This is a genomic window from Arthrobacter sp. 05T45, from assembly GCF_056395875.1.
Window position 1 is genome coordinate 403,341 of record NZ_JBFTKI010000002.1, and the last position, 11,411, is coordinate 414,751.

The following is an 11,411-nucleotide window of genomic DNA, read 5'->3' on the forward strand; positions in this document are numbered from 1 at the left end:
CGCTCTCCTTCTGCGGGTCACGTTCACGGCCCGCTACGGCTTATCTTCCTCGGCGGCCTCGGTGAAGAGGGCACCCTGCGCGGCTCCCGAGCCCGACCTCCCGCCGCCCGCTCCGCGCAGGATGAATGCGATACCGACGGCGGCCGCCGCGCCGACCAGCGGCCCGGCGACATACACCCAGTAGTCGCTGAAATTTCCGCTGGCGAGATCCGGCCCGAACGTTCGTGCCGGATTCATCGACGTGCCGGAGATGGGGCTGCCCCACAGGCCTGCCAAGGCAATGTATGCGCCGACACCGAACGCCCCAAACAGCCCGACGTTCTGGGCCCCGGAGGCGGTTCCCAGGATGACGCTGACCAACACCATCGTCAGCAGTGCCTCCATCAGGAACGCGGCGCCGGCCGAATAACCAGCCGCCGGATAGTTTGAACCGTAGGTGGCGGAGACCCCGATCACGCCCTGCAGCAGCAGGCAGGCGAGCGTCGCGCCAATGAGCTGAACGACGATGTAGGCCGGCACCCGGCGCCACGGGAAGTCACCGCGGAGCGCGAACGCAATGCTGACCGCAGGGTTCAGATGCGCGCCCGAGATCTTGCCCATGAACAAGATGATGCCCATGACCATCAGGCCCGGAGCCACCACTGCCGCCGTGCGGCTGATGACGCCGGGGAACGCCTGGCCCATCATGCCGCCGCCGGCCGCGACGACCACGAGCAGGAACGTGCCGTATAACTCCGAGAACAGGCGCCGCCATTCCTGGCGCGGATCATTAAAGTCCTCAATCCGCTGCAGGACGCTTTGCTCCACTATTTCAAGTATGTTGGGTATGACGTCGTGATGCGCGTGGTCCCGGCGAGCGCCGTCTTTGTCCTGATTTGCCGCCATGGCTGTCCGCCTCCGCAGGTTCTGGCCATGTGGTCTGCCGTGCCCAGCCTCGGTCTGCCACCTCAGAAGGCCAATGTACCGCTGACGGCGACAGTTGTCAGCGCTCCGCGGGTGGCTCGCTGCCAGCGGGTGGCTCGCTTAGGGTCAGTGTGGCAATTTCGAAGGACATCCGAGGGACAAAGTCCTAGCATTCAGCCATGAGGCAAGAAACCTGGCAAAAGTATTCCGAGTGGCCCCTCGTCGGTGCGGCTTTTGTTTTTCTGGCGGCCTACTCCATCCTCGTCATTGCAGAACCGCCGCAGCCCTACGCCGACCTTCTCGGAATCGTCGTGGGGTCAACGTGGGTCGCCTTCGGCGCCGACTACATTGTGAAGTTGCTCCTGGCGCCCCAACGGGGCCGGTGGTTCGTCCGCCACCCCTTGGACCTGCTCATGGTGGTGCTCCCCGTTGCGCGGCCGTTGCGGCTCCTGCGTCCGTTCACCTTGCGCCGGGTCATGGAACGGGCCCCGGGCACCGCCATCAGGACCCGCGTCCTGGCCTACGTCATTGTCTCCGCGGTCCTCCTGCTCTACACGGTCGCCCTGAGCGTCTTCAATTTCGAAAAGGGCGCACCGAACGCGAATATCACCTCGATGGGCGACTCGTTGTGGTGGGCAATTGTCACCATCACAACGATCGGCTATGGCGACTACTACCCCGTAACCGTTCCGGGCCGGTGGGCTGCGGCCACGCTGATGGTCGGCGGGTTTGCAGTCCTGAGCATGGTCACGGCGGTGGTGTCCTCCTGGCTCGTTGAAAGTGTGACGGCAGCAACCAATCTGCGGAGGCGATCGGACGAAGGCATCGGCAGCGAGGAACGTGCCCGCCTCGTGGCCCAGATCAGCAGGCTCCATGACCAGCTGGCCCAGGGACCGGGCGATTCCGGCAGTACCCCGGCCCTCGGAGGGGCACCCAAGGAACCGCCTCAGGGGCATTGACGCTGCCTCCGTTGCGCTTGGACTTTCCTGACGCCATGGCCGCAACCGGCCGGAGCGGGTACAACTGTTTCATGACCACCCCTTCCCTGGTGCTTGGCCCTATGGTGCGGTACGTGGATGAGACGTCGGCGAGTGTCTGGGTGGAGACCCAAACCGCTGCCCGAATTTCCATCCGTGCCGGCGGCCGGGGCTGGGAGGCCCGCACATTCGCAGTTCACGGCCACCACTACGCGCTGGTGGAATTGGACGGGCTGGAGCCCGCCACGGTGACGCCGTACGCGCTCGATATCAACGGAACACAGGCCTGGCCCGACCCCTCATCCGGGTTTCCGCCGTCCATGATCGCCACACTGGCCACCGGTAAGCCGCTGCGGATGGCATACGGCTCCTGCAGGACCAGTGTCCCGCACGATGCATCCGGCAACCGGACCCATGGCGTCGACTCACTGCGCGCCTATGCGCTGAAGATGGCCTCCGGCGGAGACTTGCCGTGGCCGGATCTTCTGGCCTTCCTCGGAGATCAGGTGTACGCGGACCTGACCAGCGAACAAATGCAGGAGTTCATCCGCGGCCGGCGAGACATCAAGGCACCCCCCGGCGAAGAGCTCAAGGACTACGAGGAATACGCCCACCTGTACTTTCTGGCCTGGTCAGACCCGGCGAACCGATGGCTGCTGTCGACCCTGCCCAGCGCCATGATCTTCGATGACCACGACATCCGCGACGACTGGAATACGTCGCTGAGCTGGAAGAAGAAGATGGAGGCGACCTCGTGGTGGCGTGGGCGGATCGTCGCGGGACTGGCCTCGTACTGGGTCTACCAGCATCTGGGGAACCTGTCACCGCAGGAACGGGCTGAGGATGCCGTGTGGCAGCGGATCATCGGGCACACAGGCGGGGATGAGCTCGATGTGGGCGCCGAGCTGGACAGCTTCGCGGAGCGGGCTGATCGTGACCCGAAATCCTATCGGTGGAGCTACTGCCGCGACTTCGGCGACACCCGGCTCATCGTCGTTGACTCCCGCGCAGCCCGGGACCTGACGCCGGACGATCGGGCACTGGTCGATGCGGTGGAAATGGCCTGGCTGGACGACCGGATGCAAGGCGGCTTCCGCCACCTGCTCGTGGCGACGTCCCTGCCTTTCCTGTTGCCGATGGGCCTGCACTACGTCGAGTCGTGGAATGAGGCCGTCTCTGAGGGCGCGTGGGGGAACCGTGCCGCCTGGGCCGGCGAGAAGCTGCGCCAGGCGCTGGACCTGGAACACTGGGGCGCATTCCAAAACAGCTTCCGGGAACTGGCGGCCATGGCCACCGAAGTCGCCGACGGCAAACGCGGCCCGGCACCGGAAACAATCACCTTCCTATCCGGGGACGTCCACTACTCCTACGTTGCGGAGGTGGAGCGTGCCTCTGGCAGCCGGATCCTGCAGGCCGTCTGCTCCCCCATCCGCAACCCGTTGCCCCGCCTGATGAGGTCCTTCGCGGCCATCATGTCCTACGGCTTGGCCACCCCGGTGGGCGCCTTGGTCGCGCGCTCCGCCAAGGTGCCGGACCCGCCGTTCCACTGGTCCGGCATCCGGGGGCCCTGGTTCCAAAACAACGTGGCCTATCTGGAGGTGGTACCGGAAGGGCTGAAATTGTGGTGGCAGACCGGGGTGGTGGACGACGGCGACCACCTGAATCCGAGGCTGGAACGCGTCGCCACCCTCACGGTGTCTCCGCGGAGCGCGCACGACCCCGTCCAGGGACAGCAGGGGCAACAGCGAAACGCATGACGCGAGTTTCTTGTGATCCCCGCGTCGGCGCAGACGTTCTACCGAAGGTCGCGGTCAGCGGCTGCCACGTTCTCGACGGCGACCGTTTCGATGATTCTGGTCGATGGCTCACCAACCAGCGCCGGCGCCGTCACACCCGTTTTCCACGTATCGTTCTGCAGCCGGCCCAGGAAGTCCACCGCCGCCGCCTGCGTATCGAAGTCCATCTCCAGCATTACGTAATCCTGCTGGTCAAGCGGGCGCGAGATCCGGAATGACCGCACGCCCGACGCAGCGCGGTCCAGCGGATCGCTGTCGAAAGCCCTCCGCCACATGTCAAAATCCCGGACCTGGTGTTCGATCTGCAGGGTAATCACTGGGGCGCTCCTGTCGACGGTTCTACACGCCCACTGTAGGCCCCGAAGGCCCCGCCAAGTAAGGAGCATGGCCGAAGTGTTATTCCGGCTGGCGTCTTACGCCGGCTGGGATCCGGTGTTGGTGGTGGTCGGGGCGTTGGACTGATCGGCCTGGTGGCGTTGCCGGCGGCTCGCCAGCAGGAACGGCACCGCGATCAACTCGATCACGCCGCCGATGGCCAGCGACGCGGCATAGCCGTACACATCTGCCGCCCGTCCGAGCAGCGGCTGGACCACGACGCCACCGCTTGAGCCCATGAGTGAATCGAAGCTGAGCACTGTGGCGCGCTGCTTCGAGGCGATCATGTCGTTCAGGTACGCCTGCCGCACCGGTATGCCCGCCGATGACACCACTGCCCAGAGCGCCAACAGCACCAGGGCCAACCAGAATACGTGGGTGAACCCGAGCACCACCAAGATCACCGTGTCCACGACGCTGCTCAGGATCAACACGGTGGTGCGCCGGCGGACAAGGCGCCGGATGCGCGGAGCCATCCAGCCGCCGAGCACCTGCGCCGCGGCCACGATGGCCGCCGCCAGGCCCGCGACAGAATACGCGTGGGGGTCCCCATAGAGCTCGAGCAGGTACGGCTGCAGGGCGTAAAACACATAGATCCCGACGCCGAAAGTGAACGGCGCGGCCAGCATCACGTAACGTACGGGCGGATTCTTCAAGCCGTTCTCGATCGAGGCGGCGAGTACAGCACGGGTCGCCTGGAGGGGATGGGTCGAGCGTTCGGGGGTGAACCCGACGTCGCGCATGAGCCCAAACGCCACCGCGAACATGGCCAGCAACACGCCCACGCGCATCAGGAACGGCACGCCCAGATTGGTGGCCTGCGCGATCACGCCGCCGGCAACAGAGCCGGCGAGCATCGCGACTCCGGCGACCATCTGGCCTCGACCGAGCACCGCTTCCATCCCGCCCTCGAACCCAGAGAAGCGCAGTGCATCGACGAGCCAGGCCTCCACCGCTCCGGAGAAGAAGGTGAAGCCCAGGCCGAGCAGGACCGACACCACCGCCCACCACCAGAACGGGGCGGAGAACTGCCAGAGCAGGTAGTAGAAGTAGGTCGAGACGGCAAGGGTCACGGTTCCGAGCAGGAACGAGACGCGCCGGCCCCAACCGTCGGCAACCACCCCGGTGGGCACCTCGAACAGCACCATGCCGGCCGTGAAGAAGGCATTCGCGGCAAACGCCTCGAAGTTGCTGAGACCGGCGTCGAGCAGGAAAAGGGTGTTGATCCCCCAGATGAACGAGGCCGCAAGGGTATTGCCCAGCGTCAACGTCAAATAGATGCGCTGAATCTTTCGGGCGGCGGCGTTCATCGCGTCGCCGTCCCCGCCAGGGCGAGGAGGGAGCACGAGCCCATTCTCGTCTCCGCTGCCGGCACGCGCCAGTGCACACCAGGCGCAGGGCAGGACGCGAACGGTCGAGCCGACGATGCCCGGTCTGCTCAGCTGCCCTGGTTCGTGTAGAACGACCGCCGGCGGGCGTACTCATGGACCCGGTCCAGGGTGGCGATCTGGTCGCGTGCCTTGGTGGCCAGTCCGTCGAACCTGGAACCGTCCAGTCCCAGATCGCCGGAGAGATCCTGCAGCGTCTGCCACAGCCCTAGTTTTCCCATCACCGCCGACCGCATGACCTCGGACTCCAGCACCAGCGTCATCGGCGAGCGGCTCACCACCCGCCCGTTGAGCTTGAGTCGGCCGGCACGCTCCGCAACCCACGCCGCCACCCGCCGCGGAGTTCGCCGTGGCAGGCCAAAATCCCCCACTAGTCCGCGCAGGTACTCCCGCTCCTGCCTGATTTGGGTGGCAAGTGCCGCAAGTTCGGCGTGGAAGGGGGTTTCCGTGAAGTCGCGCGCCATGCGCTCTATGCGGCCCTGCCCCGCTGTGGCTCCCGCGAGGTGGTCCGAGAGGTAGAGCCCGAACAATTTCTTATCGATTTTTCCGGAAATCTGCGGTGCCATGAATGCTCCACTCTGATCGAAGGGTTGCTTCGGGAAACATCACCCTACCGGAGGGCATGGCGGGCCCAGAAGTTCTATCGGGGCGCGGAATCGTCGTGCGCCGGCCGCACTGACCCGGCGTCAGGATCCATCGCCACGAGCCCGGCGTCGTCCTTCACCTCTGTCAGTTCCTGCGCCACGTCAGGCTTGAGCCAGGACGCCACCACGCTGACTCCGCCTCCGTCGTCGCGGTCGATCACGACGTCGATCTCGGAGGCGGCCGCCCCCATGCGCGACAGCTGCTCGCGATATGACGCGACGAGCATCTCCAGGCTTTCCTCGGTCCACTCCCCCGGCCGCATCCTCGTTGAGATTTCGACCGGTTCAGGCTGATACAGCGTCATGAAAGTCCTTCCCGTGGGGTTCGATCAGGGTGAGCACGACCCCATTCTCGCCCCCTGCGCCGGTGTGCGCCAGAGCAGGGACATCGGGCCGCCATGGCGCCAGGGCGTTCCGAAGTGAACTACGGCTATTCCCAAGTACTCCCCGCACTCGATCACCTGGGCGCGATGCACAGCGACGTCGTCGTTCCTCTCCTGCAGGCCTGGCTGGGAAAAGTGGGCCGGCAGCAAGTAGGAACATCTCCCCGGGACTGTCGCGGCGCCGGTTCCTATGTGCTGAGGCGGAAGACGTCGGCTTTGATCGCGTGGCGTCCGGTCTTGCGCTTCCCCGACGGCGTCCCATACAACACCAAGGCCGACCGGTCATCGTCGAGAACGGTGATCCCCTCGGCATGGTCCTCGTCCTCACCGAACGGCGCGTCAAATTCGCAATGCAAGTCGTCTTTCGGCAGGACGGCCTCGGCCTGCGACGTCAGCGCGCCCCGCCAGCGAAACACGGCCGCGCGCCCGTCGAGTTCCATGGTGGGTCCTGCCAGGACGAGCAGGTCCCGTCCGTGACGGCACAGATCCCGCACGCCCAAACCATGCAGGCGAAGGAAGTGCTTGCGGTAGCGACGATTCCCGGGACCGATCGGCTGCGGCTCCAAGCCGGGCCCGCCGCCAACCTGGAGCTCTATGATCATCGCCCACCCACGCAGCACCGGCCCCCGCAGACCGATGAACACCCGGTCGCCCGCTACGGCGAGGCCCTCGCAGTCAATGCCGTTGTCCTTGCCCGGGATCGGGCGACCTGTCGTCGAGGACTGGATGAAGCTTCCAAGATGTGGGTCATCAGCCAGCAGATCCACCAGGCCCGTGCCCCGGCCGAGGCCCAGCACGGCGGGGCGCTGCTGCTGCCCCGTCCGGCCGCCGTCCGGATCGAGGAGGGCCTTAGTCGAAAGCCGGGCCAACACCCGACGGCGCTGGCTGACCTCCACTGTCGCCAGGGAATCCTGCGCTTCTGCGGGTGTGGCGTTGTTCTTGACCTGTTTGCGGGCCGAGCTGTGCGATCCAAGCAGCCACAGCGTGTCATCCTCGACATCGAGGCCCTCGATGTCCATCTCACCCCTGTCCCCGGGCAGCTCAAGGAGGTGGGTGAGGTCGAAGCTGCGGTGGGTGCGGGCCTGGCCGCCAGCCTCCAGGGTGAGCCGTTCGAGGCTGGTCGTCTCGTCATTGGCGACCCAAAGGTGGGAACCCTGCCGGGCGACCGCGGACAACCCGTCGCGCAGGTCAGCCTTCGGATCCAGGGTGCTGCGCTGGTCGAGTACGAGGCTGATTTCGCCGGAGGGCTCGTCCGGCCGCGGCCATCCGCTCACCGCGGCACACCCATCCTCGTCAGCGGTGATCGGCAGCTCATTCCCGCGCTCTCCGTTCGCGCAGCCAAGGGATGAGGCCACCTGCCAGGAGCATGTCCACCTGACGGCTGGAGAGACTGTGCCGCACAGGGTAGACCTCGTCTCGGGTCCGGTTCTCCACGAGGATCTCCTTGCCTGTGAGCAGGGCGTCGTGTATCCCTGTCAGCGCGAGCACATCGTCCTGTTCGATGCGGTCATGATCGGCCGCATTTGTGAACTCGACTGCGAGGACGCCGAAATTGGCCAGGTTTTGCCAGTGGATCCGCGCGAAGGAGACGGCCACCACTGCGCGCAGCCCGAGGAAGCGCGGGGTGATAGCTGCGTGTTCCCGTGAGGATCCCTGGCCGTAGTTCGTGCCGCCGACCAGGATGTGCCCGGTGGAGTCGCGGGTTTGGGCGGCGCGGGCGGCGTAGGTGGGGTCGAGCTGGTCGAAGGTGAATTCGGCGAGTTTGGGGATGTTGCTGCGGTAGGGCAGAACGCGCGCACCGGCTGGCAGAATCTCGTCCGTCGAGACATCGTTGCCCACCACCAAGGCCACTGGTGCCTCGATGCGGTCGGCGAGTGGGCCGAAGACCGGAAGCGAGGAGATGTTTTCGCCCTTGACCAGCGCTACTTTGCCGGCTTCCTCCGGCGCCAACGGCTCCTCCAGCATTGCCACGTTCACGCTCGACACCGCGGGAAGTTCGATCTCGGGATACTCAAGGTCGAAAAGCTCCGTCAGGTCCCGCGGGTCGGTGATAATTCCGGTGAGCGCAGCAGCCGCAGCCGTCTCCGGCGAGCACAGGTAGACCGAGTCCTCCTTCGTGCCCGAACGGCCGGGAAAGTTGCGGGGCATCGTGCGCAGGCTGTTGCTTCCGTTCGCGGGGGCCTGTCCCATCCCGATACAGCCCATGCATCCGGTCTGATGCAGTCGGGCTCCGGCGCTGATCAGATCAAACGTGGCCCCCATCCTGGTGAGGTCCTGCAGGATCTGCCGGGAACTCGGGTTGACGTCGAAAGACAGTCCAGGGTGGCACTGCCGTCCCTTCGTGATGGCGGCGACAATTGCGAAGTCGCGCAGGCCCGGGTTCGCTGAGGACCCAATCACGACCTGCGCCACCGGCCTCCCAGTGACCTCCCGCACCGGAACGACGTTCCCGGGCGAGCTGGGCAGGGCGATGAGCGGCTCGATCGAGGCCAGGTCGATCTCGTCGGTCACGTCGTAGGTGGCACCGGAATCGGCGAGGAGTTCGGTGAAATCGTCCTCGCGCTGTTCGGAGCGCAGGAAGGCCCGCACCTGGTCGTCGGCCGGGAAGACCGTGCTCGTCGCACCGAGTTCGGCGCCCATATTGGCAATCACGTGCCGGTCCATCGCGCTCAGTGTGGCGAGGCCGGGACCGTAGTACTCGATGATCCGGTCCTTGCCGCCCTTCACGCCGTGCCGGCGAAGCATTTCGAGGATGACGTCCTTGGCACTGGTCCACGGTGGCAGCTTGCCGGTAAGCCGCACGCCCCAGATCTCCGGCATCTTCAGGTAGAGCGGCTCGCCCGCAATGGCCAGGGCCACCTCGGTGCCGCCGACCCCGATTGCCAGCATCCCCAGCGACCCAGCGGCCGGGGTGTGACTGTCGGAACCGACCATGGTCGTGCCCGGACGGCCAAACCGCTGCATGTGGGTCGGATGGGACACCCCGTTTCCGGCCTTCGAGAACCACAGACCAAACCGGCGGCAGGCCGAGCGGAGAAAATCATGGTCCTCAGCGTTCCTGCTGTCGGCCTGCAACAAGTTGTGGTCCACGTACTGCACGGACACCTCAGTTTGTGCCCGGTCGAGCCCGATGGCCTCCAGTTCAAGCATGACCAGCGTCCCGGTCGCGTCCTGGGTGAGAGTCTGATCGATACGCAGGCCAATCTCACGGCCGGGAATCATCTCCCCGGCCAGCAGATGGGATGCGATGAGCTTTTGGGCCACGTTGTAGGCCACGGTGTGTTCCTTACTCGATGGCGAGGCCGGATGCCTCCGCCGTCAACGAACCGGGCACCGGGCACTCCCCTTTATCCCCAAATTAGCCCACTCCGGGCGCCGGGAACAGTGGGGATTTGACGCTCATCGTGGCCCTGCCGGAAACGGTGCGCTCCTGGTGTTCAACGAGCTGAGGAAGGCCAGTGCCGCGGCCAATCCCGCACTCAGCACAACGGCTCCCAGCCACATCGACACTGGCCATTGAATCGATGCCGCCAGGGCGATCCCAGCCAGTTGGCCGGTCCAGATGAGTGCCGCCAGCACGGCGGTGACCGCCGGCAACGTGCGCCTCAGCCACGGGCCCGGCCGTCGGGCAAGCAGCAGATCCGCCGCTACCGCGATTATCGTCGCTCCGGCAGCACCGGCGACCGCGGCCGGGCGCAGCCCCGACATGGCCAGCGGCAGCCACGCCACCACGGCGACCAGGATGGTGGCAATACCGAAAGGCGGCCTTCGGGCTCCGGAGAAGGTGTAGAGGAAGGGGGCGATAATCAGCGCTGTGGTCACCAAATAGCTGGCCAGTCCGAGGGCCGGGGGCAGCTCCGCCTGGGTGTGCCCGGGGCTCCCGATCGGCGTCTGCAGATAGGGGACAGCCGGCGGGGTCCGGACGAACGCCGAGCAGTAGATGAGGAAGAAGGCTCCCAAGCCCGTCATCAGGGCGAGAGACAACAATGCAGCCGGCGTCCATGAGAAGGCTTCTGCGCCGCCGGCGGCCCGTGCACTGCGGATACCGGTGCCGAGGATGAGGAAGAGGCTGAACCCCAACAGCAAGTGGGTGGGGCTCACCAGCGCATCGAGGGAGACTTCGATGCCCAGGATCTCGTGCCAGGCCAGATCCAGGACGCCCGCGACGGCGAACAGGACCAGTCCGATGACCGTGCCCCGGTAGCCGGCCGGCACCGACCGGGTCAATGGCCGCCCGGGCTGGCGGTTCCTCCAGATCACGCTTGCCGTCCACGCGGCGGTGGCCACGAGGCCCGAATAGAGTGCCGCGTGCCAGGGGGTGAAGAAGGTTTCCAACCCGGGAACGTGCAGGTGGGCCCAGCCGTCCAGGAACACAGCCAGGAGGAGCCAGATGCCCAGCAGTTGCGTCACAAGGTCGTTGCGCGCCCCGGCCCGAAGAGTCTGCGCTGCCGTGTCAACCATCGTCGCTCTCCTCGCACCCGCCGTGCCATCACCCTCGCCGTGCCGTCACACTCGCCGCGCAGTCCAGGGAGGCCGGGATGCCCACACTTGGCCCGCGTCGAATGGTTAAAGCTTGGACCTCCCGGTGTCCGACCGCCAGTGCTGCATTCCCTCAGTCCGTCGCTGGTTGTGCCGACAGGTTATGCCTGCGGGTTAAGCCTGCGGGTTATGCCTGCCCGGTGGTGACGTTTTCGAGCACGACGGCGAGGCCCTGGCCGACGCCGATGCAGATCGCGGCGACGCCCCAGCGCTGCCCGGAGGCCTGCAGGGAACGGGCCAGGGTGCCCAGGATCCGCCCGCCGGAGGCGCCGAGCGGGTGGCCCATGGCGATCGCGCCGCCGTGCCGGTTCACGATTCCCGCGTCGATGTCCCAGGCGTTGATGCAGGCCAGGGACTGCGCGGCGAACGCCTCGTTCAGTTCGACGGCGCCGACCTGGTCCCAGCC

Annotated in this window: 10 protein-coding genes and 1 pseudogene; 2 read left to right on the forward strand and 9 right to left on the reverse strand. The window is 66.2% G+C overall.

Annotated features, from left to right (window positions below):
• Positions 1–33: 33 nt before the first annotated feature.
• Entirely contained in the window at positions 34–885 is an 852-nt protein-coding gene (locus tag AC1DGD_RS04485; protein ID WP_476856029.1) for an MIP/aquaporin family protein, read from the reverse strand.
• A 197-nt stretch (positions 886–1,082) separates the two neighbouring features.
• Here AC1DGD_RS04485 and AC1DGD_RS04490 point away from each other — a divergent pair, with 197 nt between their 5' ends.
• Both AC1DGD_RS04490 and AC1DGD_RS04495 read left to right on the forward strand, forming a co-directional pair.
• Positions 1,083–1,862: a potassium channel family protein gene (locus tag AC1DGD_RS04490; protein WP_476856030.1), complete on the forward strand. Its 780-nt coding sequence runs from the start codon at positions 1,083–1,085 to the stop codon at positions 1,860–1,862.
• A gap of 71 nt (positions 1,863–1,933) precedes the next feature.
• Complete coding sequence (locus tag AC1DGD_RS04495; RefSeq protein WP_476856031.1) at positions 1,934–3,637, forward strand: alkaline phosphatase D family protein; 1,704 nt, start codon at positions 1,934–1,936, stop codon at positions 3,635–3,637.
• 38 nt (positions 3,638–3,675) lie between these two features.
• Here AC1DGD_RS04495 and AC1DGD_RS04500 read toward each other — a convergent pair whose 3' ends face one another.
• The 8 genes and pseudogenes from AC1DGD_RS04500 to AC1DGD_RS04535 form a co-directional block, all read right to left on the reverse strand.
• Positions 3,676–3,993, reverse strand: a complete 318-nt coding sequence (locus AC1DGD_RS04500) for a hypothetical protein (RefSeq protein WP_476856032.1) — start codon at positions 3,991–3,993, stop codon at positions 3,676–3,678.
• 96 nt (positions 3,994–4,089) lie between these two features.
• A complete protein-coding gene (locus tag AC1DGD_RS04505) occupies positions 4,090–5,361 on the reverse strand; it encodes an MFS transporter (protein WP_476856045.1) in 1,272 nt (423 codons plus the stop codon).
• Between the two features lie 128 nt (positions 5,362–5,489).
• Positions 5,490–6,005: a hypothetical protein gene (locus AC1DGD_RS04510; RefSeq protein WP_476856033.1), complete on the reverse strand. Its 516-nt coding sequence runs from the start codon at positions 6,003–6,005 to the stop codon at positions 5,490–5,492.
• Positions 6,006–6,079: 74 nt separating this feature from the next.
• Positions 6,080–6,388 (reverse strand): hypothetical protein, encoded by a 309-nt coding sequence (locus AC1DGD_RS04515; protein ID WP_230008448.1) that lies wholly within the window; start codon positions 6,386–6,388, stop codon positions 6,080–6,082.
• 266 nt (positions 6,389–6,654) lie between these two features.
• Positions 6,655–7,740 (reverse strand): DUF3616 domain-containing protein, encoded by a 1,086-nt coding sequence (locus AC1DGD_RS04520; RefSeq protein ID WP_476856034.1) that lies wholly within the window; start codon positions 7,738–7,740, stop codon positions 6,655–6,657.
• A gap of 37 nt (positions 7,741–7,777) precedes the next feature.
• On the reverse strand, positions 7,778–9,742 hold the full coding sequence (locus tag AC1DGD_RS04525) for an aconitate hydratase (RefSeq protein ID WP_476856035.1): 1,965 nt from the start codon (positions 9,740–9,742) through the stop codon (positions 7,778–7,780).
• 123 nt (positions 9,743–9,865) lie between these two features.
• Positions 9,866–10,927, reverse strand: coding sequence for a hypothetical protein (locus tag AC1DGD_RS04530; RefSeq protein ID WP_476856036.1), 1,062 nt, complete (start codon positions 10,925–10,927; stop codon positions 9,866–9,868).
• Positions 10,928–11,132: 205 nt separating this feature from the next.
• Positions 11,133–11,411 (reverse strand): annotated as a pseudogene (locus AC1DGD_RS04535) (3-oxoadipyl-CoA thiolase); the annotation flags it as partial.

Bases quoted from the DNA above. Each gene is read 5' to 3' on its own strand.
- AC1DGD_RS04495 (WP_476856031.1), top strand. From the start codon at position 1,934: ATGACCACCCCTTCCCTGGTGCTTGGCCCTATGGTGCGGTACGTGGAT.
- AC1DGD_RS04490 (WP_476856030.1), top strand. From the start codon at position 1,083: ATGAGGCAAGAAACCTGGCAAAAGTATTCCGAGTGGCCCCTCGTCGGT.
- AC1DGD_RS04505 (WP_476856045.1), bottom strand. From the start codon at position 5,361: ATGAACGCCGCCGCCCGAAAGATTCAGCGCATCTATTTGACGTTGACG.
- AC1DGD_RS04485 (WP_476856029.1), bottom strand. From the start codon at position 885: ATGGCGGCAAATCAGGACAAAGACGGCGCTCGCCGGGACCACGCGCAT.
- AC1DGD_RS04510 (WP_476856033.1), bottom strand. From the start codon at position 6,005: ATGGCACCGCAGATTTCCGGAAAAATCGATAAGAAATTGTTCGGGCTC.
- AC1DGD_RS04515 (WP_230008448.1), bottom strand. From the start codon at position 6,388: ATGACGCTGTATCAGCCTGAACCGGTCGAAATCTCAACGAGGATGCGG.
- AC1DGD_RS04530 (WP_476856036.1), bottom strand. From the start codon at position 10,927: ATGGTTGACACGGCAGCGCAGACTCTTCGGGCCGGGGCGCGCAACGAC.